This window comes from Clavibacter sp. VKM Ac-2872 (assembly GCF_015351105.1).
Taxonomy (GTDB): Bacteria; Actinomycetota; Actinomycetes; order Actinomycetales; family Microbacteriaceae; genus Clavibacter.
In genome coordinates this window covers 1742808-1768519 of the sequence record NZ_JADKRR010000001.1, presented here as the reverse complement: position 1 = coordinate 1768519, position 25712 = coordinate 1742808, and the positions used below count along the sequence as shown (strand labels likewise).

At 72.3% G+C, this 25712-nt stretch carries 23 protein-coding genes, 1 tRNA gene and 1 other RNA gene; 11 read left to right on the top strand and 14 right to left on the bottom strand.

All coding sequences use genetic code 11. The features are described 5' to 3' along the window. The first annotated feature begins 33 nt into the window (after nucleotides 1-33). Entirely contained in the window at nucleotides 34-1407 is a 1374-nt protein-coding gene (lpdA, locus tag ITJ40_RS08380; RefSeq protein WP_194666592.1) for a dihydrolipoyl dehydrogenase, read from the top strand. 60 nt (nucleotides 1408-1467) lie between these two features. Further along, entirely contained in the window at nucleotides 1468-2907 is a 1440-nt protein-coding gene (gene sucB / locus ITJ40_RS08375; protein ID WP_194666591.1) for a 2-oxoglutarate dehydrogenase, E2 component, dihydrolipoamide succinyltransferase, read from the top strand. Nucleotides 2908-2932: 25 nt separating this feature from the next. On the opposite strand, the gene ITJ40_RS08370 is transcribed toward sucB, so the two are convergent. Then, nucleotides 2933-4339, bottom strand: a complete 1407-nt coding sequence (locus ITJ40_RS08370) for a serine/threonine protein kinase (protein WP_370532016.1) — start codon at nucleotides 4337-4339, stop codon at nucleotides 2933-2935. A 498-nt stretch (nucleotides 4340-4837) separates the two neighbouring features. Here ITJ40_RS08370 and ITJ40_RS08365 point away from each other — a divergent pair, with 498 nt between their 5' ends. Further along, nucleotides 4838-5548, top strand: coding sequence for a DUF4191 domain-containing protein (locus tag ITJ40_RS08365; RefSeq protein ID WP_194666590.1), 711 nt, complete (start codon nucleotides 4838-4840; stop codon nucleotides 5546-5548). A gap of 54 nt (nucleotides 5549-5602) precedes the next feature. After that, a complete protein-coding gene (locus ITJ40_RS08360) occupies nucleotides 5603-6334 on the top strand; it encodes a DnaJ family molecular chaperone (protein ID WP_194666589.1) in 732 nt (243 codons plus the stop codon). A 24-nt stretch (nucleotides 6335-6358) separates the two neighbouring features. Here ITJ40_RS08360 and ITJ40_RS08355 read toward each other — a convergent pair whose 3' ends face one another. Beyond that, the gene (locus ITJ40_RS08355) at nucleotides 6359-6787 is read right to left on the bottom strand and encodes an RDD family protein (RefSeq protein WP_194666588.1); all 429 of its coding nucleotides are present in this window, start codon (nucleotides 6785-6787) and stop codon (nucleotides 6359-6361) included. Nucleotides 6788-6980: 193 nt separating this feature from the next. Here ITJ40_RS08355 and glnA point away from each other — a divergent pair, with 193 nt between their 5' ends. Next, nucleotides 6981-8405, top strand: a complete 1425-nt coding sequence (glnA, locus tag ITJ40_RS08350) for a type I glutamate--ammonia ligase (protein WP_194666587.1) — start codon at nucleotides 6981-6983, stop codon at nucleotides 8403-8405. 92 nt (nucleotides 8406-8497) lie between these two features. Here the strand turns inward: glnA and ITJ40_RS08345 are convergent, their stop codons facing one another. Together ITJ40_RS08345 and ITJ40_RS08340 are read right to left on the bottom strand one after the other, a co-directional pair. Beyond that, the gene (locus ITJ40_RS08345) at nucleotides 8498-11518 is read right to left on the bottom strand and encodes a bifunctional [glutamine synthetase] adenylyltransferase/[glutamine synthetase]-adenylyl-L-tyrosine phosphorylase (protein WP_194666586.1); all 3021 of its coding nucleotides are present in this window, start codon (nucleotides 11516-11518) and stop codon (nucleotides 8498-8500) included. A gap of 58 nt (nucleotides 11519-11576) precedes the next feature. Then, nucleotides 11577-12914, bottom strand: a complete 1338-nt coding sequence (locus tag ITJ40_RS08340; protein ID WP_194666585.1) for a glutamine synthetase family protein — start codon at nucleotides 12912-12914, stop codon at nucleotides 11577-11579. 85 nt (nucleotides 12915-12999) lie between these two features. Between ITJ40_RS08340 and panB the strand changes: the two genes are divergently transcribed. Continuing rightward, nucleotides 13000-13869 (top strand): 3-methyl-2-oxobutanoate hydroxymethyltransferase, encoded by an 870-nt coding sequence (gene panB / locus ITJ40_RS08335; RefSeq protein WP_194666584.1) that lies wholly within the window; start codon nucleotides 13000-13002, stop codon nucleotides 13867-13869. 9 nt (nucleotides 13870-13878) lie between these two features. On the opposite strand, the gene ITJ40_RS08330 is transcribed toward panB, so the two are convergent. Beyond that, nucleotides 13879-14061, bottom strand: coding sequence for a hypothetical protein (locus ITJ40_RS08330; protein WP_086513456.1), 183 nt, complete (start codon nucleotides 14059-14061; stop codon nucleotides 13879-13881). Between the two features lie 74 nt (nucleotides 14062-14135). Between ITJ40_RS08330 and ppgK the strand changes: the two genes are divergently transcribed. After that, nucleotides 14136-14957 (top strand): polyphosphate--glucose phosphotransferase, encoded by an 822-nt coding sequence (gene ppgK / locus ITJ40_RS08325; RefSeq protein WP_194666583.1) that lies wholly within the window; start codon nucleotides 14136-14138, stop codon nucleotides 14955-14957. A gap of 68 nt (nucleotides 14958-15025) precedes the next feature. Here the strand turns inward: ppgK and rnpB are convergent. The 7 genes from rnpB to ITJ40_RS08290 all read right to left on the bottom strand — a co-directional run bounded on the left by rnpB (nucleotide 15026) and on the right by ITJ40_RS08290 (nucleotide 19383). Further along, nucleotides 15026-15406: RNase P RNA component class A (rnpB, locus tag ITJ40_RS08320), an RNA gene on the bottom strand. Between the two features lie 43 nt (nucleotides 15407-15449). Continuing rightward, complete coding sequence (locus ITJ40_RS08315; protein ID WP_194666582.1) at nucleotides 15450-16184, bottom strand: zinc ribbon domain-containing protein; 735 nt, start codon at nucleotides 16182-16184, stop codon at nucleotides 15450-15452. A gap of 91 nt (nucleotides 16185-16275) precedes the next feature. Further along, nucleotides 16276-17103 (bottom strand): Nif3-like dinuclear metal center hexameric protein, encoded by an 828-nt coding sequence (locus ITJ40_RS08310; protein WP_194666581.1) that lies wholly within the window; start codon nucleotides 17101-17103, stop codon nucleotides 16276-16278. A 52-nt stretch (nucleotides 17104-17155) separates the two neighbouring features. Further along, a complete protein-coding gene (locus ITJ40_RS08305; RefSeq protein ID WP_194666580.1) occupies nucleotides 17156-17347 on the bottom strand; it encodes a hypothetical protein in 192 nt (63 codons plus the stop codon). Between the two features lie 85 nt (nucleotides 17348-17432). Continuing rightward, nucleotides 17433-18044, bottom strand: a complete 612-nt coding sequence (locus tag ITJ40_RS08300; RefSeq protein WP_194666579.1) for an energy-coupling factor transporter transmembrane component T — start codon at nucleotides 18042-18044, stop codon at nucleotides 17433-17435. Next, nucleotides 18041-18745, bottom strand: a complete 705-nt coding sequence (locus ITJ40_RS08295; RefSeq protein WP_194666578.1) for an ABC transporter ATP-binding protein — start codon at nucleotides 18743-18745, stop codon at nucleotides 18041-18043. Before ITJ40_RS08295 ends, ITJ40_RS08300 begins: the two co-directional genes overlap by 4 nt. Next, a complete protein-coding gene (locus ITJ40_RS08290) occupies nucleotides 18742-19383 on the bottom strand; it encodes a biotin transporter BioY (RefSeq protein WP_194666577.1) in 642 nt (213 codons plus the stop codon). Before ITJ40_RS08290 ends, ITJ40_RS08295 begins: the two co-directional genes overlap by 4 nt. Nucleotides 19384-19460: 77 nt before the next feature. Between ITJ40_RS08290 and ITJ40_RS08285 the strand changes: the two genes are divergently transcribed. Then, entirely contained in the window at nucleotides 19461-20054 is a 594-nt protein-coding gene (locus ITJ40_RS08285) for a TetR/AcrR family transcriptional regulator C-terminal domain-containing protein (protein WP_194666576.1), read from the top strand. Between the two features lie 41 nt (nucleotides 20055-20095). Here ITJ40_RS08285 and ITJ40_RS08280 read toward each other — a convergent pair. Continuing rightward, nucleotides 20096-20168: transfer RNA gene (locus ITJ40_RS08280), tRNA-Val, on the bottom strand. Nucleotides 20169-20260: 92 nt separating this feature from the next. Here ITJ40_RS08280 and ITJ40_RS08275 point away from each other — a divergent pair. After that, on the top strand, nucleotides 20261-20950 hold the full coding sequence (locus ITJ40_RS08275) for a hypothetical protein (protein ID WP_194666575.1): 690 nt from the start codon (nucleotides 20261-20263) through the stop codon (nucleotides 20948-20950). 18 nt (nucleotides 20951-20968) lie between these two features. Here ITJ40_RS08275 and ITJ40_RS08270 read toward each other — a convergent pair whose 3' ends face one another. Then, nucleotides 20969-21442: a peroxiredoxin gene (locus tag ITJ40_RS08270; protein WP_012038310.1), complete on the bottom strand. Its 474-nt coding sequence runs from the start codon at nucleotides 21440-21442 to the stop codon at nucleotides 20969-20971. Between the two features lie 241 nt (nucleotides 21443-21683). Here ITJ40_RS08270 and aceE point away from each other — a divergent pair, with 241 nt between their 5' ends. Both aceE and ITJ40_RS08260 read left to right on the top strand, forming a co-directional pair. Next, complete coding sequence (gene aceE / locus ITJ40_RS08265; protein WP_194666574.1) at nucleotides 21684-24410, top strand: pyruvate dehydrogenase (acetyl-transferring), homodimeric type; 2727 nt, start codon at nucleotides 21684-21686, stop codon at nucleotides 24408-24410. 16 nt (nucleotides 24411-24426) lie between these two features. Then, on the top strand, nucleotides 24427-25701 hold the full coding sequence (locus ITJ40_RS08260; RefSeq protein ID WP_194666573.1) for a helix-turn-helix domain-containing protein: 1275 nt from the start codon (nucleotides 24427-24429) through the stop codon (nucleotides 25699-25701). Nucleotides 25702-25712 lie beyond the last annotated feature (11 nt).

Sequence of the window (25712 nt, the reverse complement as noted above, 5' to 3'; positions counted from 1 at the left end):
AGACGACCTTGATGCATACGAGGGAGATCCTGGGTGTCGGAACAGAACTTTGACGTGGTGGTGCTCGGCGGCGGGAGCGGCGGCTACGCAGCAGCGCTCCGTGCGGTGCAGCTGGGCAAGACCGTGGGCCTCGTGGAGAAGGGCAAGCTGGGCGGCACCTGCCTCCACCGCGGCTGCATCCCCACGAAGGCGCTCCTGCACTCGGCCGAGGTCGCCGACGTGTCGCGGGAGTCGGAGAAGTACGGCGTCAACGTCACGTTCGACGGGGTCGACATCGCCCGGGTCAACGCCTACCGCGAGGCCATCGTCGCCAGCAAGTACAAGGGCCTCCAGGGGCTCATCAAGGCCCGCGGCATCACCGTCATCGAGGGAGAGGGCCGCCTGACCTCCGGCACGACCGTCCAGGTCGGCGACCAGACCATCACGGGGAAGAGCGTCGTCCTCGCGACGGGCTCCTACTCGCGGACGCTGCCCGGCCTCGAGATCGGCGGCCGCGTCATCACGAGCGAGCAGGCCCTCGAGCTGGACTACATCCCCAAGAAGGTCGCGATCCTCGGCGGCGGCGTCATCGGCGTCGAGTTCGCCTCCGTCTGGCGCTCCTTCGGCGTCGACGTGCAGATCATCGAGGCCCTCCCCCACCTCGTGCCCAACGAGGAGGAGTCGATCAGCAAGCAGTTCGAGCGGGCGTTCCGCAAGCGCGGCATCGCCTTCTCGCTCGGTGTGCGCTTCAAGTCGGTCACCCAGGACGACCAGGGCGTCCAGGTCGCCCTCGAGGACGGCACGACGTACGACGCCGACCTCCTGCTCGTCGCCGTGGGCCGCGGCCCGGCGACCCAGGGGCTCGGCTTCGAGGAGGCGGGCGTGAAGACCGACCGCGGCTTCGTCCTGACGGACGAGCGGCTCCAGACCAGCGTCCCCGGCGTCTACGCCGTCGGCGACATCGTCCCCGGCCTGCAGCTCGCTCACCGCGGGTTCCAGCAGGGGATCTTCGTCGCCGAGGAGATCGCGGGCAACAAGCCCGTGGTCGTCGAGGACATCAACATCCCCAAGGTCACCTACTCCGACCCCGAGGTCGCGAGCGTCGGCTACAGCGAGGCCAAGGCCGTCGAGAAGTTCGGCGCCGACAAGGTCTCCAGCTACGAGTACAACCTCGGCGGCAACGGCAAGAGCTCGATCCTCGGCACGGCCGGATCCATCAAGGTGGTCCGCGTCCAGGACGGCCCCGTCGTCGGCATCCACATGATCGGCGCCCGGGTCGGCGAGCTCATCGGCGAAGGCCAGCTCATCGTCAACTGGGAGGCCTACCCCGAGGACGTCGCCAACCTGGTGCACGCCCACCCCACCCAGAACGAGGCGCTCGGCGAGGCCCACCTGGCACTCGCCGGGACTCCGTTGCACGCCCTGTAGCACCCCGCCACCACCGACACACAAGCCGGGTCCGGAGTCGGGCCTGAAGGAGACAACAGCATGAGCGAATCCGTCAACCTCCCCGCACTCGGCGAGAGCGTCACCGAGGGCACGGTGACCCGTTGGCTCAAGAACGTCGGCGACCACGTCGAGGTCGACGAGCCCCTGCTCGAGGTGTCGACCGACAAGGTCGACACCGAGATCCCGTCGCCGGTCGCCGGCGTCATCGAGGAGATCCTCGTCCAGGAGGACGAGACCGTCGAGGTCGGCGCCGTGCTGGTGCGCATCGGCGACGGCTCGGGTGGAGGCGACGCCCCCGCCGAGGAGCCCGCCGCGGCGCCCTCCGAGGAGCCGGCGGCCGAGGAGGCCGTGGAGGACACCGTCACCCCGTCCACCGAGGCGGACGACGACACGGAGGCGCCCGCGCCCGTGGAGCCCGAGCCGGCACCTGCGGCCGCGCAGGAGGCACCCGCAGCCGAGGAGACGCCCGCTCCTGCCCCGGCGACCCCGGCGCCCGTCGCCGCGACGCCGGCCCCCGCCGCTGCTCCCGCGCCCGCGGCTGCCCCGGCTCCCGCCGCATCCGGCAACGCCGGATATGTGACGCCGCTCGTCCGCAAGCTCGCCAACGAGCGCGGCGTGGACATCAGCTCGGTCGTCGGCACCGGTGTGGGAGGACGCATCCGCAAGGAGGACGTCCTCGCCGCTGCCGAGGCCGCGGCGTCCGCCAGCGCCCCGGCGGGAACCGCACCGGCCGCTCCCGTCGCTGCCCCCCTCGAGACGTCTCCCCTGCGCGGTACCACCGCGAAGATGTCCCGCATGCGGAAGCTCATCGCCGACCGCGCGGTCGTGTCGATGCAGTCGACGGCGCAGCTCACCTCGGTGGTGGAGGTCGATGTCACCAAGGTGGCCCGCTTCCGCGACCGCGTGAAGGTCGACTTCCTGGAGAAGACCGGCGTCAAGCTGTCGTTCCTGCCGTTCTTCGCCCTCGCCGCCGCCGAGGCCCTCAAGGCCTACCCCGTCGTCAACGCGACGGTCGACGGCGACAGCATCATCTACCCCGATCACGAGAACATCAGCATCGCCGTCGACACGGAGCGCGGCCTGCTGACGCCCGTCGTCAAGAACGCGGAGGGCAAGAACCTGGCCCAGTTCGCGTCGGAGATCGCCGACCTCGCCGCACGGACGCGTGACAACAAGCTGTCCCCCGACGAGCTGGCCGGCGGCACCTTCACGCTGACCAACACCGGCTCGCGCGGTGCGCTGTTCGACACCCCCGTGGTGTTCCTCCCGCAGTCCGCCATCCTCGGCACCGGCATCGTCACCAAGCGCCCCGTGGTCATCACGGCGGACGGGCAGGACACCATCGCCATCCGCTCGACCGTGTACCTCGCGCTCTCCTACGACCACCGGATCGTCGACGGGGCCGACGCCTCGCGCTTCCTCGTGGCCGTGAAGAACCGTCTCGAGGCAGGTGCCTTCGACGCCGACCTGGGCATCTAGGTCCCTCGGGCCACGAAGGCGTCCCTCATCGGTCGTCCATCAGGTCCCTGATCCGCCATCCGGCCTCTCCCCTGACGATCAGGAGGGAGGCCGGTCGGCGTCCGGGCGCGGGTGGCGCGGATCCGGACGCGCCCTGCGGGAGGAGGCCGATGAGCGCGCTGTCACCGAGTCGCTGAGCAGGGCCCAGGGCATCCGCGACGTGGAGCGCGGCGTCGTCGAGGGCAGCCGTGGCTGCCGATCCGACGGCGCTGCGGTCGGCGTCCTCCACTGCGGAGCCGGCCTCGTCGATGTCGTCCAGGCAGCCTGCGTCGTCATGGCGGAGACAGGAGGCGCGGAGCCGGAGGAGCGCGGGGGCGGCGATGTCCGGATCCGGCGAGGCGGCTGCTTCGACGTCGGGATCCGTCGCAGTCGCCGGTCGGTCCGCGCTGCTCGACGTCGGCGCTGATGCCGGTGTCGTCGGCGCGCTCGTCGGAGACGCAGTCACCCCGTGAGCGGGTCCGGTGAGGACGGGCACCACGACGACGCCCGCGAGCAGGAGCAGGAGCGCGGAGGCCCCCAGCGCCCAGATGCGGGGGCGCACCGCTCTGAGCTCGCTCGCGAGACGCGATCGGACCGCCGACCCAGGGGATCCCGCTGCGCCTGCCCCGCGTTCGCCCTCCGCGCGATGGCGACGACGACCGCTCCGCGTGCTGCGAGGGCTGCGAGGGATGCGCGGCCACGCGCGGCGGCGCGAGATCGGCCCTCCGACACCGGTGTCGACGGCACGGGGGTGGACGACGGGGAGGGCCGCGTCACGCGATCGGAGGTGATCGTCGCCGCCGGGGTCCGGGGGTCCTCCCGTGTCGGCCAGCGGGGCCGCGTCCGCGACGTCGAGCAGGCGGTCCGCCAGGTCATGCGCGGTGAGATCGGACTCCCCGTGGATGGCGGCGTCGAGGAGCGCCAGCCATGCGTCCCACCGGTCATCGGACGCGCGCCCTCGTGCATCGGCCGGGTCGCGCAGGGCCTGCACGATGCGCGACACCCGCACCAGGTCCTGTTCCACGGGGTCGACCCCGGGCAGCCCGTCCGCCGGTGCATCTCCGGCGATGGCGTGGGAGGAGCCGAGCCCTGCCAGAAGGGGACGTCCCGCGGCATCGAGGACGACGTGGGTGAGGTCGACCGCGCCGTGCGCGATGCCCGCCTCGTGGAGGTCCCCCAGTCCTCGGAGCACGGAGGCCACGAGGGTCACGGTCTCGCCGGGTGTGATGCTGCCGCGTCGGCCGAGCAGGGCCGATGCCGTACCGCGTCGGCCGATCGACTGCACGATGCAGAGGCTGCCGTCGGCCAGCGTGGCGATGTCGCGGAGCTCGACGACGTGCTCGGACGTCACCGCCTGCAGGGCCACGATCTCCGCCTCGCCCCGGCTGCGCTCGGTCGCCGGCACGATCTTCACGGCGAAGTTGTCGGCCGAACCGCTCGCGCCGTCCGCGGGACGGCAGGGCCGGCCCAGGTGCACCTCGCAGCGGGCGCCCCTCCCGACGAGCCGCACGAGGCGATACCCCGCGACGACCGCGCCGGAGGGGTCCAGCCCGTCGGGAGCCGGGTCCGTGCCGATCCTCCGCCTCCGAGGCGCTCCTCCCCGCGCCGATCCCGATCGACCCGGACCGGCCGCCCCGCCGTGGGGCCCCTCTCCGCGATCCCGACCGACCCGTCCCTCGTGCGTGCGCGCGCGCCCCTCCGCCATGGCCTCACGTCCCCTCGTCATCTCCGCTCCGTCCGCCGTCGCGACGGCGTGTCCGTCGACCGGAGTGTGCCGAGGGCAGGGCCGGATGGTCGCTTCGAGAGCGAGCGGTGGGCATCACGGCCGCCCGGAGCGCCTGTGAGGGGACCGGAAGGGGCATCGTCCTCCGTCCGTCCCAGCTGCCGCCCGCGCACCGGTATCCTGGGCTCCATGGCCCGCAAGACAGCCTCGAAGAAGGCACCCAAGGAACCCGGCCGCATCAAGCAGATGTGGCAGGTCTTCCAGATGACCCGGCGGTACGACAAGAGCTCGGTCTGGTGGATGCTCCTGGCGCTGCTGGGCCCCATCCTCATCGGGGTGCTCCTGGCGGTGTTCGCGACCGGCGGGAGCTGGCTGACCGCCATCCTCTTCGTCATCGCCGGCGTGTTCGCGGGCATCCTCGCGTTCCTCATCGTCCTCGGCCGCAAGGCGGAGCGCGCGGCGTACCTGCAGATCAAGGGGCAGCCCGGAGCCGTCGGCGTCGTCCTCCGCAGCTCGCTGAAGCGCGGGTGGGTCGGCAGCGAGATGCCCGTCGCGGTCAACGGCAAGTCGCAGGACGCCGTGTACCGCGCCGTCGGGCGTCCCGGTGTCGCCCTCATCGGCGAGGGCCCGAAGAGCCGCACCACGCGCATGCTCGAGGACGAGCGTCGCAAGATCGCCCGCGTGCTCCCGAACGTGCCCGTCCACTTCGTGTTCGTCGGCCCCGACGCCGACTCGGTCGAGCTCCACAAGCTGGCCGGTCGCCTGCAGCGGTTCTCCCGTACCATCACCAAGGCGGAGGTCCTGGCCGTGAACAACCGCCTGACCTCCCTCGGGCAGAACAGCATGCCCATCCCCAAGGGCGTCGACCCGTTCAAGGTCCGCCCTTCCCGGGCACGCTGATCCCTCGAGTGCGGGGCGTTTGCGCGGGCACCGTGCCCGGCGCAGACTGAGCCCATGGATCCGGCCTCCGCTGCGGCGCTGCTCGGCGTCGACGTGGATGCCGATCGCCCCACCGTCAGCCGCGCCTACCTCAGGCACGCGCGGGAGACGCATCCCGATCGCCTCCCCGGCGCGACACCGCAGCAGCTGCGGGCCGCCCACGAGCGCTTCGTGCAGCTCACGCTCGCCCGGGACGCGCTCCTCATCGGACAGCGCACGGCGACCGGCCACGGGCGTCCTGCCGCGGCGGGTCGTGGACCATCCCACCCAGGACGCCCGTCCCCGTCCCCGTATTCGTCCCCGCCACGGGCGACGCACGAGCGCCTGTCGCCCTACGGGAGGTCGCGGCGCGAGCGGGCTCGACGTGGTCTCGGGCCGTCCATCGCGGCGGTCTGCGCATTGGCGGGGGTCCTGGTGGTCCTCGTCAGCTTCCAGGACTCGACGCGCGCGCGGTTCACGACCGTCGGCGCCGACCTGACCCAGGGCGCGACCGTCGTCCCCGTCGTGGACCCCGCCTCCCGAGCGAGCGAGTGCGTGGACACGACGTCGTGCACGCTCCTCGACATGACCGCGCCGGAGGACTGCAGCGCGGCGCTCGTCCGCTTCGAGGTCACGACCGGGAGGTCGGACGACGGACGGGAGACCGAGAGCCGTGAGCTCGGCGCGGTCCGCGCGGGGTCCCCCGCCCGTGTGGTCCTGGGCGGGATCGACCCGGAGCTCGTGTACCTCGGGTGCGAGCCCGGCTGACCCCTCGTCGACGCCGGTTCCGGGTCAGGACGTGCGGACGAGCACCGTCCCCGAGAACACGTCGTGCAGGCCCCGCTGGTCGGCGTTCCACACGACCGAGGGCACCACCAGGCACAGGAGCACGGTGCGCAGGGCAGGTCGCCACAGTGACACGTACCCCCCGCCGAGCGGGCGCACGCGCATCCCGAGCACGACGTGCCCGACGCTGCCTCCGAGCGTGACGATGAGGACGTACTGCATCACGGCGAAGATCGCGAGCGTCGCCGTGGCGTCGTACGAGAAGAAGGCCCAGGAGACCAGCACGGCGAGGGCCCAGTCGATGCAGATCCCCACGATGCGGCGGCCGGCGCGGGCGACGGATCCCCGCCCCTGCTCCGGCAGCCCGAGCCGCTCCCCCGGCCAGCGGTTGCGGCCGGGATCGCCGAGGTCGGGGTTCGTGGGAGTGGCGGGCACCCTGTGATCCTAGGCGCGCGCGACGCGGATCCCCTGGTCCTGACGCCCTGGGAACGGTCGCCGACTCGCCCGGGACAGCCCGCGTAACATCGCGGAAACACGGCGGTTATGGCGAGGTAACCCCGTCCCCCTAGGGTCGGAGAGGCTGAAACCGTCAGTCTCATCCGCTCCGGCCCCCTTTTGGAGACACCACATGTTCAGAGACTCATCCGAGGTGCTCGCGTTCATCAAGGACACCGACGTCAAGTTCCTCGACCTCCGGTTCACCGACCTCCCCGGCGTCCAGCAGCACTTCAACATCCCGGCCTCCACCGTCGACGAGGAGTTCTTCTCCGTCGGCCAGATGTTCGACGGATCGTCCATCCGCGGCTTCGCGAGCATCCACGAGTCGGACATGCAGCTCATCCCCGACGTGACGACGGCCTACATCGACCCGTTCCGCATCGAGCGCACCCTCATCATGGTGTTCGACATCTACAACCCCCGCAACGGCGAGATCTACGCCCGCGACCCGCGCCAGGTGGCCAAGAAGGCGGAGAAGTACCTGGCCGCGACGGGCATCGCCGACACCGCGTTCTTCGCCCCCGAGGCGGAGTTCTACATCTTCGACGACGTCCGCTACGAGGTGAACCAGCACACGAGCTTCTACTCGGTCGACTCCGAGGAGGGCGCCTGGAACTCGGGCCGCGAGGAGGAGGGCGGGAACCTCGGCAACAAGACGCCCTACAAGGGCGGCTACTTCCCCGTCAGCCCGGTCGACAAGCAGGCCGACCTCCGCGACGACATCAGCCTCAAGCTGATCGACGCCGGACTCATCCTCGAGCGCGCGCACCACGAGGTGGGCACGGGCGGCCAGGCGGAGATCAACTACCGCTTCAACACGATGGTGCACGCGGCGGACGACGTGCTGAAGTTCAAGTACATCGTCAAGAACACGGCCGAGCAGTGGGGCAAGACGGCCACGTTCATGCCGAAGCCGCTGTTCGGCGACAACGGGTCGGGCATGCACACGCACCAGTCGCTGTGGAACGACGGCAAGCCGCTGTTCTACGACGAGGCCGGCTACGGAGGCCTGTCGGACGTCGCGCGGTGGTACATCGGCGGCATCCTCAAGCACGCGCCCGCCATCCTCGCCTTCACGAACCCGACGGTGAACTCCTACCACCGCCTCGTGCCCGGCTTCGAGGCGCCCGTCAACCTCGTGTACTCGGCAGGCAACCGCTCGGCGTCGATCCGCATCCCGATCACGGGCACCAACCCGAAGGCGAAGCGCATCGAGTTCCGGGCGCCGGATGCGTCGGGCAACCCGTACCTCGCGTTCGCGGCGCAGCTGATGGCGGGCCTCGACGGCATCAAGAACCGGATCGAGCCGCACGAGCCCGTCGACAAGGACCTCTACGAGCTCCCGCCCGAGGAGGCCAAGAACATCCCGCAGGTGCCCGCATCGCTCGGCGCCGCCCTGGATGCGCTGGAGGCCGACCATGAGTTCCTCACGGCCGGCAACGTGTTCACACCCGACCTCATCGAGACCTGGATCGAGTACAAGCGCGAGAAGGAGATCAAGCCCCTCGCGCAGCGCCCGCACCCGTTCGAGTTCGAGCTGTACTACGGCGTCTGATCCCCCAAGCACCGGCGACGGTGCCTGATGCACGGGCCGTCCTCCTCCGGGAGGGCGGCCCGTCGTCGTGCGGGTCGGGCGGCCCTGCGTGATCAGGCGCCGCGCGGGTCCGGCTGCTCGTCGACGCCGTAGAAGAGCCGCTCGAACACGGCGCGAGAGCGGCGCGTCACGCCGAGGTACTCCTCCTCGAGCACGGACGCGGACCCGGGCGGGTACTCCAGGAGCCGGGCGATGGCGTCGAGGGCGGCGCGATCGGCAGGGAGGACGTCGGCCGTGCGATTGGTCCACAGCGTCATGGCGGAGCGGACCCGCGACGCGAGGACCCAGGCGTCCTGGAGGCGGGCGGCGTCGCCCACGCCCACGATCCCGGCTGCGACGGCCGCGTCGAGCGCGCCGAGGGTGGTCGGAGTGCGGAGGGCGGGGTGCGCGTGCGCGTGCTGCAGCTGGAGCAGCTGGACCAGCCACTCCACGTCGCTGAGCGAACCACGACCCAGCTTCAGGTGCCGCGTGGGATCCGCGCCCTGCGGGAGCCGTTCGTTCTCCACGCGCGCCTTGATGCGCTTGATCTCGCGCACCTCCGCGTCGCCGATGGCGTCGGGGTAGCGGATGCGGTCGGCCAGCGCCGTGAAGTCCGCTATGAGGCCGCTGTCGCCGACGACGCCCCGAGCGCGCAGCAGAGCCTGCGCCTCCCAGGTGAGGGACCAGCGCTCGTAGTACGCGCGATACGAGGCGAACGAGCGCACGACCGGCCCGTTCCGGCCCTCGGGCCGGAGACCGGTGTCGAGGTCCAGGGGCAGGCGCGCGTCCTCCGTGAGACGCGTCAGCTCGGACACGATGAGCTGGGCGCGGCGCTGGGCGAGCTCGGGATCCATGCCGGCGATCGGGCGGAACACGTACACGACGTCGGCGTCGGATCCGAACCCGAGCTCGGCCCCGCCGTAGCGGCCCATGGCGACCACGGCGAACTCGGGCCAGGGGCCGTCCTCGCGGCGGATGGCGCGCATGACGCCGCGGAGCGTCGCCGTGGTGATGTCGGCCAGCGAGGGTCCGAGGGTCTCGACGTGCGTGACTCCCACGATGGCGCCGATGGCGAGGCGCAGGACCTCCCGTCTCCGGAGCGTGCGCAGCGCGGCGGCCGCGGCATCGGCGGTGGGGTGCCGGTTCACGGTGGCGACGGCCTCCTCCTCGAGGGCCGCCCAGGAGCGGGGCCGCAGGTCCTCGTCGCGGGCGAGCCACGCGGCGGTCTCGGGGACGCGGTCGAGGAGCTCCGAGACGAAGCGGGATCCCGAGAGCACCTGCGCGAGGCGCTGCGCGGCGCCCGCCGAGTCCCGGAGCATCCGGAGGAACCAGTTCGACTCCCCCAACGCCTCGCTGAGCCGCCGGAACGCGAGCAGGCCGTGATCGGGATCCGGGCCGTCGGCGAACCACTGCAGGAGCACGGGCAGGAGGTGGCGCTGGATGGCGGAGCTGCGCGAGACCCCCTGCGTGAGGGCGCGGATGTGCGCGAGCGCCCCGCGCGCGTCGACGAAGCCGATGGCCGAGAGGCGCGCGGCCGCCTGGTCGCTAGTGAGCGCGAGCGACTCCTCGGGGAGCGACGCCACGGCGGCCAGGAGCGGCCGGTAGAACAGGCGCTCGTGCAGCGTGCGGACGGCCGTCTTGGTGGCGGTCCACCGCGACGTCAGCTCCTCCGCGCGTCCATCGAGGCCGGTGCTGCGCGCGAGGATGCGCAGCCGCTCCTCGTCGGTGGGCATGAGGTGGGTGCGCCGCAGCTGATCCAGCTGCAGCCGGTGCTCCAGGAGCCGGAGGTAGCGGTAGTCCTTCGCGAACTCGCCGGCCTCCGTGCGGCCGATGTAGCCCCCGTCCGCGAGGGCCACGAGCGCGGCGAGCGTGCTGCGGTCACGGACGGACTCGTCGCCCTGCCCGTGCACGAGCTGCAGGAGCTGCACGGTGAACTCGATGTCGCGGATCCCGCCCGGTCCGAGCTTGATCTGCTGGTGCAGCTGCTCCGCGGGGATGTTGTCGGTGACGCGCGTGCGCATCCGCTGCACCTGCCCCACGAAGCCCTCGCGTGACGCGCTCGACCAGACGAGGGGCGCGACGGCGTCGGCGTACCGCTCCCCCAGCTCGACGTCGCCGGCCAGCGGCCGGGCCTTGAGCAGCGCCTGGAACTCCCAGTCCTTCGCCCACCGCTCGTAGTACGCGAGGTGCGAGTCGAGCGTGCGGACGAGCGCGCCCGCCTTCCCCTCGGGCCGCAGGTTGGCGTCGACCTCCCAGAGGGCCGGCTCGATCTCGTGCTCGTCGATGCCGCGCATGGTCAGCACGGCGAGACGCGTCGCGAGCTCGACCGCGCGGGCCGGCTCGACCACCGGCTCGCCGTCGGCGTCCGTCGCCGCCTCGGCGACGAAGATGACGTCGACGTCGCTGACGTAGTTGAGCTCGCGGGCGCCGGCCTTGCCCATGCCGATGACGGCGAGACGCGTCGCGGCGATCTCCTCGGGTCGCGCGCGTCCGAAGATCCCGGGTGCCGACAGCTCCGCGCGGGCGACGGCGAGCGATGCCTCGAGGGCCGCCCCCGCGAGGTCGGCGAGGGCCGCGGTGACGGGCCGCACGGCCGCGAGCGGGTCCGGGTGCACGAGGTCCCACGCGGCCACCCGGGCGACGAGCGCGCGGTAGCGGACCCGGAGCGCGGTCCGGGCAGCCGGACCTGTCATCGAGGCCACGCCGTCGACGGCGCCGACCGCCTCCAGCAGGCGCGCACGGACGTCGGCGGGAGCGGGCATGCCCTCCAGCGGGCGGGCGAACGCGTCGAGCTCGACGGTGTGGCGGGCGAGGAACTCGGCGAGACCACGCGAGGACCCGAGCACCCGCGCCAGGCGGTGGCACGCGTCAGGGTCGGCGAGCACGGCGCGCGTGCGATCGGGATCCGCGCGGAGCAGGCGGAGGAGGGCGTCCAGGGCGCCGTCCGGATCCGCGCTCGAGTGCAGCGCCGCCACCAGGTCGGCCTCCGCCCACCCGGACAGCGCAGCGGCCTCCTCGAGGGCTTCGCCGACCTCGCTCAGCCGTGCGAAGCCGGCGCGCGCCAGGGCACCGAGCAGGGTCTGCCCACGTCTCATGGCTCGCTCCGGCCTCGTCGTCGGATGTGGTTCGTGGTGCTCCTGCCGGCGGTCCGGCTCAGAGCATCTCGAGGTTGGAGCGCAACTCGTACGGCGTGACCTGGGCGCGGTAGTCGCGCCACTCCTGCCGCTTGTTGAGCAGCACGTAGTTGAACACCTGCTCGCCCAGCGTCTCGGCGACGAGCTCGGAGCGCTCCATGAGCTGGATCGCGTGGTCGAGGCTCGACGGCAGCGGCGCGTACCCGAGGGCGCGTCGCTCGGCGTCGCTCAGGCTCCACACGTTGTCCTCGGCCTCGGCCGGGAGCTCGTAGCCCTCCTCGATGCCCTTGAGGCCCGCGGCCAGCATGAGCGAGAACGAGAGGTACGGGTTGGCGGCGGAGTCGATGGCGCGGTACTCGACGCGGGAGCTGTTGCCCTTGTTGGGCTTGTACAGCGGCACGCGCACGAGCGCGGAGCGGTTGTTGTGGCCCCACGTCACGAAGCTCGGCGCCTCACCGCCGCCCCACAGGCGCTTGTACGAGTTCACGAACTGGTTCGTCACCGCGGTGATCTCGGGAGCGTGCTTGAGCAGGCCCGCGATGAACTGACGCCCGATGGTGGAGAGCTGGTACTCGGCGCCCGATGCGTAGAACGCGTTGACGTCTCCCTCGAAGAGCGACATGTGCGTGTGCATCCCGCTGCCGGGGTGCGCGGCGAGCGGCTTCGGCATGAACGTCGCGTAGACGCCCTGCTCGATGGCCACCTCCTTGATGACCGTGCGGAAGGTCATGATGTTGTCGGCCGTGGTGAGCGCGTCCGCGTAGCGGAGGTCGATCTCGTTCTGGCCGGGGCCCGCCTCGTGGTGGCTGAACTCCACGGAGATGCCGAGGTCCTCGAGCATGCGCACCGAGCGGCGGCGGAAGTCGTGGGCCGTGCCGCCGGGGACGTTGTCGAAATAGCCCGCGGCGTCGACCGGCTCGGGTCCGTCGACGCCGAACTCGCTCGACTTGAGGAGGTAGAACTCGATCTCGGGGTGCGTGTAGAAGGTGAAGCCGCGGTCGGCCGCCTTCTCCAGGGTGCGCTTGAGGACGTTGCGCGGATCCGCGATGGCGGGCTGCCCGTCGGGCGTCGAGATGTCGCAGAACATGCGCGCGGTGGGGTCGATCTCGCCGCGCCACGGGAGGATCTGGAACGTCGTCGGATCCGGGTGGGCCAGCATGTCGGCCTCGTACGAGCGGGTGAGACCCTCGATGGCCGACCCGTCGAACCCGAGGCCCTCCGCGAACGCGCCCTCGACCTCCGCCGGGGCGATGGCCACCGACTTGAGGGTGCCGGTCACGTCGGTGAACCACAGGCGCACGAACTTGATCCCGCGCTCCTCGATCGTCCGCAGGACGAAGTCACGCTGCTTGTCCATCCACCACCCTCTCGTCGGTGTCCAACCTACCGGCTGACCAGGGGTCGGGCCGAGCCCGCGCGGGGCCGGCCGTAGACTCCGAGGCATGCAGAGCCCCGACGCTGCCGTCTCCCCGTCCGATCCCGCCCGCCTCCCGAGCGAGCCCGACGCGGGTCCCCGGCGGGTCCGGATCCGGCACTTCGCCCGGGCCAAGGAGCAGGGCCTCAAGATCACGGGGCTCACCAGCTACGACATGCTCACGGCCGGCGTCTTCGACGAGGCCGGCATCGACTTCCTGCTCGTCGGCGACTCCGCCGGGAACACCGTGCTCGGGTACGACACGACCGTCCCCGTCACGGTGGACGAGCTGATCCCGCTCGCGCGCGCCGTCGCCGGAGCGGCCGCCCGCGCCCTCGTGGTCGCGGACCTCCCGTTCGGGTCGTACGAGTCGGGACCCGACCAGGCCCTCGCGACCTCCGTCCGCTTCATGAAGGAGGCGCGCGCGCACGCCGTGAAGCTCGAGGGCGGGGTGCGCAGCGCCGAGCAGATCCGTCGCGTCGTCTCGTCGGGCATCCCCGTGATGGGCCACATCGGCTTCACCCCGCAGAGCGAGCACGGGCTGGGCGGCCACATCATCCAGGGCCGCGGGGACGCTGCCCGGGCGCTGCTCGCCGACGCGCGGGCCGTCCAGGACGCCGGCGCGTTCGCCGTCGTGCTCGAGATGGTGCCCCAGGAGATCGCCCGGCGCGTGAGCGCGGAGCTGCGCATCCCCACCATCGGCATCGGCGCCGGGAACGGCACGGACGGCCAGATCCTCGTGTGGACCGACTTCGCCGGCCTCACGAGCGGCCGCGTGCCGCGCTTCGTCCGGCGCTACGCGGACATGCGCGCGGTGCTCCTCGACGCGGCCGCCCGATACCGGGACGACGTCGTCTCGGGCGCGTTCCCCGCCGAGGCGGAGAGCTACTCCGACTGAGCGCCGGGCTCAGTCGTCGTCGCGGTCCTCGGCGGCCCACTGCTCCGCCCGCTCGCGGAGTCGCTGCGGCGCCCGGGCCGCCTCCTCCGCCGTGGCGAAGGGGCCGATCCGATGGGCAGCCGGGGACAGCATCCCCTTCTCCACCTCGCCGGTCCGGTCGTCGTACCAGTACTGCTCGTCGCTGTCGCTCATGCTGCCGATGCTAGGCCCGTCCGCACCGCGCGCGACGGCCGGACGGCGTCGGGCGAGCCGGTAGGGTCGCTTCCATGAGCGAGGACGCGACGACCGCAATCGGCATCGACATCGGCGGGACCGGCATCAAGGGCGCCATCGTGGACGTCGCGACGGGCGAGCTGCGCAGCGAGCGCGTCAAGCTGCCGACGCCCCAGGGTGGCGAGCCGGACGACATCGTCGCGACCGTGAAGCAGATCCTCGACGCGCTCGGTGACGTGCCCGCCGGCACGCCCCTCGGCGTGTGCTTCCCCGCGGCGATCGTGCACGGCACGACCATGTCGGCCGCCAACGTCTCCCCCAGCTGGATCGGCCTCGAGGCCGAGAAGCTGTTCGAGGAGCGCCTGGGGCTCGAGATCACGTTCGTCAACGACGCGGACGCGGCCGGCTACGCGGAGGCCCGCTACGGCGCGGCCAAGGACGTCCGCGGCCTCGTCATCATGACGACGCTCGGAACCGGGATCGGCACGGCCCTCATCCACGACGGCGTCCTCATCCCGAACGCCGAGCTCGGACACATGGACGTGGCGGGCCGCCGCGACTTCGAGCGCCGCGCGTCGTACGCGGCCAAGGAGCGCGCGCACCTCAACTGGAAGCGCTGGGCCGCCCGGCTGCAGGTGTACTACGGCCAGCTCGAGAAGCTCATGTGGCCCGAGCTGTTCATCGTCGGCGGCGGCGTGTCCAAGAACCACAAGCACTTCCTGCCGCTGCTGCGCCTGCGCACCCCGATCGTGCCGGCGGAGCTGCGGAACAACGCGGGCATCATGGGCGCAGCGGCCCTCGCCGCGCACGCGGTCGGCGCGAGCACGCACGCGCCCGCGGCGGACCTCGTCGACAAGACCAAGCCCGAGGACTGAGCGCCACAGCACCGCACGGAGAAGCGGCCGGATCCCGAGGGGATCCGGCCGCTTCGTCGTGCGGGGTGCGGATGGGCCGGCTGATACGCCGGGTTCTGTCCCGGTGCCTCAGGCACCATGGACGGCCATCTATCTCGGAGCTGCGTCACCGCAGCCCTCCAGCGGTCTACCCGGGGACTGGACGAGCAGCCTGTGCGTCCCCTGTTCGACCTTGCTCCGGGCGAGGTTTGCATAGCCGACCCGATCACTCGGGCCGCTGGTGGTCTCTTACACCGCCGTTTCACCCTCACCCGCCGCTCGCGCGACGGGCGGTCTGCTCTCTGTTGCACTGTCTCGCGGGTCGCCCCGGGTGGGTGTTACCCACCGCCCTGCTCTACGGAGCCCGGACGTTCCTCGACGCGGACTCGCCCTCTCGGGATCCTCCGCGGCGCGACCGTCTTGCCGACCCATCCGCGGGATCGAGTCTAGGGCAGCATGCGGGCGGCGCTCCCGCTAGAGGCCGGACTCGTCCGTCCGCACGAGGATCGCGTTGCTCTCGGGGTCGATGACGACGTCGTCGGGCGCGCGCTTGCGCAGCGCGTCGAGGTCGCTCTGGTGCAGGGCGATGTTGCTGCCGAGCGAGATGCCGCGATGCAGCATCGCGGCGCCCACGCCGTACCGCGCGCGCTGCTTCTCGTAGAGCGCGAGGAGGTCCTCGGGGAACCGCGGCGCGAGCGCGTCCCTGTCCTTCCGCGCCTGCTCGGCCTGCGCGCGCAGCTCGACGGCCGCGGCGTCCCGCTCCGCCTCGACGGCGGCGAGGCGCTCCGCGAGGGCATCCCGCTCCGCGACGACCTCCGCCTGCGCGGCCTGGGCCTCCTCGAGCCGCTGCATCACCTCGAGCTCGACCTCCTCGAGGGTGTCGCGGCGACGCAGCAGCGACTCGAGCTCGCGCTCCAGCGCCTGCACGTCCTTCGAGCTGCCGCCCGCCTCGATCCGGGTGCGGTCCCGGTCCATGCGCGCCTGCACGACCGCCACGTCCGACTCGATGCGCGCGAGCTCGGTCCGGGCGTCCTCCACGACTCCCGTCCTCTCTCCGAGCCGCCGGCGCACGAGCTCCATCTCCCGCTGCAGCTCGTCGATCCGCTTCAGCTGCGGGAGTTGGGCGAGCTGGCGCGTGAGGTGCGTGAGCCGGGTGTCGATCTCCTGCAGGTCGAGGAGCTCCTTCTGGATGCTCGGATCGGCTTTCATGCTCTCCCTCTCGTGGTGCGGCTCCGCCGGTGTGCGGCGTGCACGCGATGCGTGTGTCGTGGATGCGCGCGGTCGTCCGCGCGAGGGCCGGTCACTGCGTGACGGTGAAGTCCCAGGGGTCGGTGCGGATGTCGCTGACGGTGACCTCCACGTCGGGGAGCGCCGCGCGCAGCGTCTCCGCGGCCTGGTCGAGCCAGAGCCATTCGCTCGCCCAGTGGGAGGTGTCGATGAGGAACGGGGTGCCGCCGCGGAGCGCGGCGGACTCGCGGGCCTCGCTGGCCGGGTGGTGACGGAGGTCGGAGGTGATGTAGACGTCGGCGGCGACCACCTCGGTCGCGGCGAGCAGCGAGTCGCCGGCTCCCCCGCAGAGGGCGACGCGGGTGACGGGGGCGTCGTAGGGCCCCGCGACGCGGATCCCCGTCGCGGTGGGCGGGAGGATCCGGGCCAGCTCGCCGGCGAGGCGTCCGAGCGTCGTCGGCGCGGGCAGGTCGCCGACGCGGCCGATGCCCCGCACGCCGTCCGCGGCCGGGTCGATCGGCCGCAGGCTCTCGGGCACGAGGCCGAGGAGCGCCGCGAGCCGACCGGAGGTGCCCTCCTCCACGACGTCGGCGGTGGTGTGCGCGGCGTGCAGGGCGCAGCCGGCCCGCACGAGGTCGGCGAGGAGCGCTCCCTTGTAGCCGGTCTCGGCGATGGTCGTGACCCCGCGGAGCAGCAGGGGGTGGTGCACGAGCAGCAGGTCGGCGTCGGCGGCGACCGCCTCGTCGACCGTCGCGCGGACGGCGTCGACCGCGAGGTGGATGCGGCGGACCGGCTGACGCGGATCCCCCGAGACGAGCCCGGACGCGTCCCACTCGGATGCGCCCGCGGGCGGCCATGCCCCCTCGACGATCCGGACGACGTCGGCGAGGGTGGGTTTCACGTGCCCATCGTAACGAAGGGGCGGCGTCGGCCCGTCGCCGCCCGTGCGCCGGTCAGCCGCGGCGCGCGCCGCGGCGGGGGGTCCGCTCGTCCCGGGGTGCGTCTGGCTGGACGTCCGGCGAGGGCACGAGGGGCTCGAGCGGCCAGAGGCTGCGCTGCGCGGATCCGCGGTGGGTGCTCGACCCGTGGGTCGCGGCGTCGACGACCGACCAGCTGGCGGCGCCATCGGCCGTGTCGGAGCTCATGGGTGGATGCTACCGCGACACGCCCGCGGCGACGCGGCCCACGCGGCCCGCGGACATCGCGATCGGGTGGGTGCGCACCGGCGCGTCATCTCACGCCGCGGGCGGTGAGCGCGTCGCCCAGCTGGTCGGCGTGCTTGAGGGCGACGACGAGGAAGGGGACGACGAACGTCCGGATGCCGGGACGGGCGCCGCGCGCGCGCTGGGCCTCGCGGACGTCGGCGGCCAGGCGCCCGAGGATCGGGACCGTGCCGGCGGTCACGGTGAGGAGCAGCGAGATCCGCTCCGTGTCGACGCCGAGCCGCCGCAACGGACGCAGGCCGCGCTCGACGCTGTCGAGGAGCGCGGTCATGGAGGTCGTGAGGACGAGCAGGCCGGCGATCGCGATCGCCGACGTGACGCGCGCCGTGTTCGCCACCGCGGGCTCGGGCCCGAGCAGGAGGAGCTGGCTGACGAGCGTGAACAGCATCAGCCAGCGCACGGCGCGCACCTGGCCGGCGAGGCGGCGGAGGCCCATGAGACCGTCCCCGAGCTGCGCCGCCGCGTAGGCGGCGACCGCGACGGCGACCGCGGTCCCCGCCGCCCACCAGGTGGACGGCAGGAGCGAGACGCCGAGCACGACCACCATGAGCGCGATCAGCTCGGGTCCGGCCGCCATACGCTCGAGGCGGCCGGGGCGACGCGGCTCCGTCGGCGTCACTCGAGCATCGCCTCGTACTCGGCGATGACGGCGGCGGGCGCTCCTGTGCGGATCAGCCGGCCGTCGGCGAACAGGACGGCGGCGTCGCATCGGGCAGCGGCAGCGAGGTCGTGGGTGACGAGAACGAGTCGGTGGCCGTCCTCGAAGAGGTGGTCGGCGACCCGGCGGGCGTTCCGGGCGTCGAGGTACGCGGTGGGCTCGTCGGCGATCACGAGCTCGGGGCGCCGCACGAAGGCCCCCGCCAGTGCGAGCAGCTGCTTCTGCCCGCCGGACAGCTCGTGCGACGAGCGCTCGGCGAGGTGCTCGATGCCGAGCCGGCGGAGGGCTCCGGCCACCCGGGCGTCCGCGTCGGCGCGGTTCAGGCGCTCCGGCCGCAGCGAGAACGCGACGTCCTCGGCGACGGTGGGCATGACGATCTGCGCGTCGGGGTTGCTGAACACGACCGCGACGCGTCGTCGCAGCTCGCGGGTCCCGCGATCCGGGTCGATGCCCAGGACGGCGAGCTCTCCCGAGGTCCGGCCGACGAGCCCGCCGACGAGCCGGGCGAACGTGCTCTTGCCCGAGCCGTTCTCCCCGATCACGGCGAGCGTGCGCGCCCCCACGTCGAGCGTGACGTCGCGGAGCGCCTTGACGTCGCCGAGGCGCACGCCCACGCCCGCGAGGTGCAGGGCCGCGGCGCCGCTGCCGTCCGCCGGGCTCACCTGGCGGTCGCCGCCGTGGCGTCCTGGCGTCCCGTCGTCCAGCCGGACGGGCGGCGGAAGGCGCGGGGGTAGCCGCGGACCAGCGTCATCACGATCGCCGTGGCGATGGCCGCCTTGATCAGGTCGCCGGGGAGGAACACCAGGCTGGTGTACGCGGTCTCGAGCAGGGGCAGGCGGGTGACGAGGCTCTGCACAGGGATCCCCACGGCGTAGATGACGACGATCCCGCCGACCACCATGGCCACGGCCGTGCGCCATGCGGTGGGCCGCCGGCCGCCGAGGTGGACGAGGAGGCCCACCACGGATGCCCCGGCGATCCAGCCCACCAGGTAGCCGGCGGACGGGCCGAGGAAGACGCCCAGGCCGCCGGTCCCCCCGGCGAGCAGCGGCAGCCCCACCGCGACGAGCGCGAGGAGGACGGCGATGGCCAGGGCCCCGAGACGCGCCCCGAGGACGGCGCCCGCGAGCATCACGCCGAGCGTCTGCGCCGTGATGGGAACGCCGCCCAGGACGCTGACGCTGCCGGGGAGCCCGAGCACCGCGACGACCGCGGCGAGGACGGCCACCCGCGCGAGGTCGGTGGCGTCGAGGTTGGCGCGTCGGTCGGCGCGGACGTGCAGGGAGCGGGACGGCGTCATGGGCTTCCTTCTGCGTGATGCGGCCGGAGACGACCTGACCGAGTGTTCACCTGAACGGCGTTCACTATAGTGGCGCCATGGCACGGGCGCAGGCGGCGGGGCGGCACAACCGCGACGACGTCGCCCGCACCGCCCTGCGGATCCTCGACGAGCACGGCCTCCCGGACTTCACGATGCGCCGCCTCGGCGCCGCCCTCGACGTCCAGCCCAGCGCGCTCTACTGGCACTTCCCGGACAAGCAGAGCCTCCTGGCGGAGCTGGCCGACCTCATCGTCGCGGAGGCGGCGACCGTCACGACGGACACGAGCCGCCCGCAGGAGGACTGGCGCGAGCGGGTCCGCGATGCCGCGATGTCCCTCCGTGCCGCCCTCCTCGCCCATCGCGACGGCGCCGAGGTCGTGGCGAGCACCACGGCGCTGGGGCTCGGCGCGACGGCGGCGCGCGACACGCTGTCCGCGGCCGTCGCCGGGGGCGGATTCGGGGACGCCGACTGCGCCCGCGCGGCGTCGGCGCTCCTGCACTTCGTGCTCGGTCACGTGGCGCACGAGCAGCAGCGCGTCCAGCTCGACCGGCTCGGCCTGCTGCCCGCGCCGACGGACGAGGAGGATCCGGCCGGCGACTTCGCCTTCGGGGTCGACCTGCTGGTGCGGGGCCTGGGGACCCGGACCTGACCCCGTGCGATGGAGCGACCGGCAGCGGCCGGGACGCGAGGTGGGCCCTGCCGGGCTCGAACCGACGACATCCACGGTGTAAACGTGGCGCTCTACCAACTGAGCTAAAGGCCCGCGTCGCCCGGTCGCCGGGCGCCCGGCCATGCTAGCCGACCGCGTCGGCGCGCCACGGCAGCCCGGCCCGCACGCGCCGTAGCCTCTCCCCCGTGCCCATCCACCCCTCCCGCCGCACCGTCGCGGAGCCCCGCTGGCCCGCTGCCGTCGGCCTCGTCGTCGCCGTCGTCCTCTACGGGATCGCGCCGACCGCCGTCCCCGCAGGTGTCCGCATCTCCGTGGCGGTGATCGCCGTGGCCCTGCTCGTGCCGCTGGTCGCGCTCAACCCCCGTCGGTTCGTGCGCGAGACGCCGTGGTCCCGCGGGCTCGGCCTCGCGCTGGGCTGCCTCCTCGTGGTGGCGAACCAGGTGAGCCTCGTGGTCCTGGTCATCGCGCTGGTCGACGCCTCGGAGGCGGGACCGGAGCTGCTGCTCACGGCCCTGCAGGTGTGGGCGACCAACGTGCTGGCCTTCGCGCTCGTCTTCTGGGAGCTGGACCGGGGCGGTCCCGTGGCCCGCCGCACGCACGCCCGCGCCGAGCTCGCCCCCGCCGATTTCCGCTTCCCGCAGGACGAGGACTCGGGCGCCGTGTCGGAGGTCGCGCGCCGCTCCTCGGAGCACGCGGACTGGGTGCCCGGGTTTGTCGACTACGCGTACTTCTCGCTCACGAACTCGATGGCGTACAGCCCCACCGACGTGATGCCGCTGTCCCACCGCGCGAAGGCGCTCATGGCGCTCGAGGCGTTCGCCGGCTTCGTGATCCTCGCGCTGGTCATCGCCCGCGCGGTGAACATCCTCAGCTGACGCGCCGCGGGAGCCGGATCAGGCCGGGACGAGCGCCAGGTCGCGGATGGCGGTGCGGTACGCCTCGAGCTCGCGCGCCTCGCCCGGCGCCGTGATGAAGCTGCCGCGGATGATGCCGCGCGTGTCGATGAGGAACGTCGCGCGGTTCGCGAAGCCCTTCTCCTCGAGGAACACGCCGTACTCCTTCGCCACCTGCCCGTGGGGCCAGAAGTCCGCGAGGAGCTGGAAGTCGATCCCCTGCTGCTGGGCCCACGCGCGCAGCGTGTGCTTGCTGTCGACGCTGATGCCGATGAGCTCGACGCGGCTGTCCGCGAAGAGGCCGAGGTTCTCCTCCAGCTGGCACATCTCGCCGGTGCACGTGCCCGAGAACGCGAGGGGGAAGAAGACGAGGGCGACCGCGCGGTGTCCGCGGTACTCGCTCAACCGGACGCGCTCGCCGAACTGGTTGGCGAGCTCGAAGTCGGGAGCCTGTGTGTCGTTGGCCAGGGCCATGGGGTGCGGATCCTTCCGTGCCGGCAGATGTCCCCTGTCTGGCACGAGGATCGAGCTTACGCCGGGGATCCGCGAAGTCCAGCTCCCGGGGCTCCGGGCCGGCCCGACCGGCCGCGCCGCCGGTAGTCCTGGACCGTCGGTCGGCATGGGTAGGCTGGCCCTCGGCGTACGCGCGGTCTCGCACCCTTCGAGCCCCGTGGCACCGAAGACGATGTCTGCACACCACAGGAAGAGGTCGAGGGTGACTGTCAACGACCAGGATCCGTACTCGGTGAACCACACCGACCAGGATCCGGAAGAGACCGCCGAATGGAACGAGTCGCTCGACGGGCTCGTGGAGACGCAGGGCCGGGGTCGCGCGCGCGACGTCATGCTCAGCCTCCTGAAGCGCTCGAAGGAGCTCCACCTCGGTGTGCCGATGGTCCCGACCACGGACTACATCAACACCATCGCGCCGGAGAACGAGCCCGACTTCCCCGGTGACGAGGACCTCGAGCGCCGCTACCGCGCATGGATCCGCTGGAACGCGGCCGTCACCGTGCACCGGGCCCAGCGCCCCGGCATCGCGGTCGGCGGGCACATCGCCACCTACGCGTCCTCCGCGGCGCTCTACGAGGTCGGCTACAACCACTTCTTCCGCGGCCAGGACCACCCGGGCGGCGGCGACCAGGTCTTCGTGCAGGGTCACGCCTCCCCCGGCACCTACGCCCGCGCGTTCCTCGAGGGACGCCTGAGCGAGCACCAGCTCGACGGCTTCCGCCAGGAGAAGAGCCATGCGGGCGGCGGCCTCTCCTCCTACCCGCACCCGCGCCTCATGCCGGAGTTCTGGCAGTTCCCCACGGTGTCGATGGGCCTCGGCCCGATCAACGCGATCTACCAGGCGCAGGCGAACAAGTACCTCACCAACCGCGGCATCAAGGACGCGTCCGACCAGCAGGTCTGGGCGTTCCTCGGCGACGGCGAGATGGACGAGGTGGAGAGCCGCGGCCAGCTCCAGGTGGCGGCGAACGAGAAGCTCGACAACCTGAACTTCGTCATCAACTGCAACCTGCAGCGCCTCGACGGACCCGTCCGCGGCAACGGCAAGATCATCCAGGAGCTCGAGAGCTTCTTCCGCGGCGCCGGCTGGAACGTCATCAAGGTCGTCTGGGGCCGCGAGTGGGACGACCTGCTCGCCCGCGACACCGACGGCGCGCTCCTCGACCTGATGAACCGTACGCCCGACGGCGACTACCAGACCTACAAGGCCGAGAGCGGCGCCTACATCCGCGAGAACTTCTTCGGCCGCGACGAGCGCACCGCGAAGCTCGTCGAGGGCTATACCGACGACCAGATCTGGAACCTCAAGCGCGGCGGCCACGACTACCGCAAGGTCTACGCGGCCTTCAAGGCGGCCAGCGAGCACACGGGCCAGCCCACGGTCATCCTCGCGAAGACCGTCAAGGGCTATGGCCTCGGCCCGAGCTTCGAGGGCCGCAACGCGACCCACCAGATGAAGAAGCTCACGCTCGACAACCTCAAGCAGTTCCGCGACGAGATGCGCGTGCCCATCACGGACGCCCAGCTCGAGGCCGACCCGTACCTGCCGCCGTACTACCACCCCGGTCAGGACGACGAGGCGATCCAGTACATGCAGGAGCGCCGCCGCGCGCTCGGCGGCTACTCGCCCGAGCGCCGCACGTCGCACACCGCGATCACGCTCCCGGACGACTCCGCGTACCGCATCTCCAAGAAGGGATCCGGCACGCAGGAGATCGCCACCACCATGGCGTTCGTCCGCCTCCTGAAGGACCTGATCCGCTCGAAGGACTTCGGCAACCGCGTCGTCCCGATCATCCCGGACGAGGCCCGCACGTTCGGCATAGACGCCTTCTTCCCGACGGCGAAGATCTACAACCCGAACGGCCAGCACTACACGTCGGTCGACCGCGAGCTGCTGCTGTCCTACAAGGAGAGCCCGCAGGGCCAGATCGTGCACGTGGGGATCAACGAGGCGGGAGCGCTGGCGGCGTTCACGAACCTCGGCACCACGTACTCCACGCAGGGTGAGCCCCTCATCCCGATCTACGTCTTCTACTCGATGTTCGGGTTCCAGCGCACGGGCGACGCGATCTGGGCGGCGGGCGACCAGATGGCGCGCGGCTTCCTCATCGGCGCCACCGCGGGACGCACCACGCTCACGGGCGAGGGCCTCCAGCACGCCGACGGGCACTCGCTCGTCCTGTCGCAGACGAACCCGGCGGTCGTGTCCTACGACCCCGCGTACGCCTACGAGATCGGCCACATCGTGCGGTCCGGCCTCGAGCGCATGTACGGCGGGGAGCACGAGGACCCGAACGTCATGTACTACCTCACGGTCTACAACGAGCCGATCATCCATCCGAGCGAGCCCGAGGGCGTGGACGTGGACGGCATCGTCCGCGGCGTGTACAAGCTCAAGGACGGCTGGGTCGACGGACCGAAGGCGCAGCTCATGGCGTCCGGCGTCGCGGTCCCGTGGGCCCTGGAGGCGCAGCAGCTCCTGGCCGACGACTGGGGCGTCTCCGCCGACGTCTGGTCGGTCACGTCGTGGGGCGAGCTGCGCCGCGACGGCCTGGCCGCGGAGGAGCACAACATGCTCCACCCGCACTCCGAGACCCGGGTCCCGTACCTGGAGGAGAAGCTGCGTCACGCCGAGGGCCCGTTCGTCGCGGTCACCGACTTCTCGCACGCGGTGCCCGACCAGATCCGCCAGTTCGTGCCCGGCGACTACTCGACGCTCGGCGCCGACGGCTTCGGCTTCTCGGACACGCGTCCCGCAGCCCGTCGGTTCTTCGCGATCGACGGTCCGTCGATGGTCGTCAAGACGCTGCAGCGCCTCGCCAAGCAGGGCAAGGTCGACCAGGACGCGCCGAAGTGGGCGATCGACAAGTACCGCCTGCTCGACGTGAACGCCGGCACGACCGGATCGGCGGGCGGCGAGGCGTGAGCTGCGCCGACCTGACGTGACACCGAGCGACCGGCACGACACCGACGTGGAGACCGGGGAGACGAAGGCGGAGACGCTCGCGTGGCTCCGGTCCCTGTCGGGTGAGCTCGCGAGCGCCACGCTCCGACGCCTGGAGGACACGCTGCCCTGGTACGGCGAGATGCCGCCGGGGCGGCGGTCCGCCGTCGGGCTGGTCGCGCAGGCGGGCATCACGTCCTTCGTGCACTGGTACGACGATCCCGACTCGACGCCGTGGATCGCGGCGGACGTGTTCGGCGCCGCGCCCCGCGAGCTCCTCCGATCGGTGAGCCTGCAGCAGACGCTGCAGCTCATCCGCGTCACGGTGGAGGTGGTCGAGGACCGTGTCCGCGACCGGCACCGCACGGTGCGCGACGCGATCCTGCTGTACTCGCGGGAGATCGCGTTCGCCGCGGCGGACGTCTACGCGCGCGCCGCCGAGGCCCGCGGGCTCTGGGATGCCCGGCTCGAGGCCCTCGTCGTCGACAGCATCCTGTCCGGCGAGTACGACGACGAGCTGCCCTCGCGGATCGCGGCGCTCGGCTGGCACGGGCACGGCGAGGTCTCCGTGCTCGTCGGCACGGCACCGGCTGTGCTCGACGTCGACCAGCTCCGGCGCACGGCGCGGCACCTCGAGGCCGACGTGCTCATCGGGGTCCAGGGCAGCCGGCTGGTCCTCGTCATCGGACGCGCGTCCCCGGCGGTGGTCGACCCGGAGGCCGTCGGGGCCGAGACCCCGCCGGTCGCCTTCCTCGAGATCGCGACCCAGCTCGAGCCGGGGTTCGGGGCGGGCCACCTCGTCCTCGGCCACGAGGTGCCCAGCCTCGTCGAGGCCTCGCGGAGCGCACGGGCGGCACTGGCCGGATTCGCCGTCGCCCGCTCGTGGCGGAACGCGCCGCGGCCCACGCTCGCCGACGACCTGCTCCCCGAGCGCGCCCTCGCCGGCGACCCGCTCGCGCGGTCCACGCTCATCAACCGGGTCTACAAGCCGCTGCAGGCGCACTCGACCGAGCTGCTCGCGACGCTGTGGTGCTACCTCGACACCGGCCGCTCCCTGGAGGCCACCGCGCGTGAGCTGTTCGTGCACCCCAACACGGTGCGGTACCGGCTGAAGCGCGTCTCGGACGTCATCGGCTGGGATGCGACGGGTGCCCGGGAGGCCCTCATCCTGCAGGCGGCGCTGATCATCGGCAGCATCGCCGAGGCGGGCACCACGGTCCCCAAGCAGCAGGGGTCCGGCCGGGCCCGCCCCAAGCGCCAGGCCGCCAGGTGACGCGCCCACCG

What these genes read in the sequence shown, in the direction of transcription:
- sucB (WP_194666591.1), top strand. Translation starts at nt 1,468, where the DNA reads ATGAGCGAATCCGTCAACCTCCCCGCACTCGGCGAGAGCGTCACCGAG.
- ITJ40_RS08365 (WP_194666590.1), top strand. Translation starts at nt 4,838, where the DNA reads ATGGCCCGCAAGACAGCCTCGAAGAAGGCACCCAAGGAACCCGGCCGC.
- ITJ40_RS08360 (WP_194666589.1), top strand. Translation starts at nt 5,603, where the DNA reads ATGGATCCGGCCTCCGCTGCGGCGCTGCTCGGCGTCGACGTGGATGCC.
- glnA (WP_194666587.1), top strand. Translation starts at nt 6,981, where the DNA reads ATGTTCAGAGACTCATCCGAGGTGCTCGCGTTCATCAAGGACACCGAC.
- ITJ40_RS08345 (WP_194666586.1), bottom strand. Translation starts at nt 11,518, where the DNA reads ATGAGACGTGGGCAGACCCTGCTCGGTGCCCTGGCGCGCGCCGGCTTC.
- ITJ40_RS08340 (WP_194666585.1), bottom strand. Translation starts at nt 12,914, where the DNA reads ATGGACAAGCAGCGTGACTTCGTCCTGCGGACGATCGAGGAGCGCGGG.
- panB (WP_194666584.1), top strand. Translation starts at nt 13,000, where the DNA reads ATGCAGAGCCCCGACGCTGCCGTCTCCCCGTCCGATCCCGCCCGCCTC.
- ITJ40_RS08330 (WP_086513456.1), bottom strand. Translation starts at nt 14,061, where the DNA reads ATGAGCGACAGCGACGAGCAGTACTGGTACGACGACCGGACCGGCGAG.
- ppgK (WP_194666583.1), top strand. Translation starts at nt 14,136, where the DNA reads ATGAGCGAGGACGCGACGACCGCAATCGGCATCGACATCGGCGGGACC.
- ITJ40_RS08315 (WP_194666582.1), bottom strand. Translation starts at nt 16,184, where the DNA reads ATGAAAGCCGATCCGAGCATCCAGAAGGAGCTCCTCGACCTGCAGGAG.
- ITJ40_RS08305 (WP_194666580.1), bottom strand. Translation starts at nt 17,347, where the DNA reads ATGAGCTCCGACACGGCCGATGGCGCCGCCAGCTGGTCGGTCGTCGAC.
- ITJ40_RS08290 (WP_194666577.1), bottom strand. Translation starts at nt 19,383, where the DNA reads ATGACGCCGTCCCGCTCCCTGCACGTCCGCGCCGACCGACGCGCCAAC.
- ITJ40_RS08285 (WP_194666576.1), top strand. Translation starts at nt 19,461, where the DNA reads ATGGCACGGGCGCAGGCGGCGGGGCGGCACAACCGCGACGACGTCGCC.
- ITJ40_RS08270 (WP_012038310.1), bottom strand. Translation starts at nt 21,442, where the DNA reads ATGGCCCTGGCCAACGACACACAGGCTCCCGACTTCGAGCTCGCCAAC.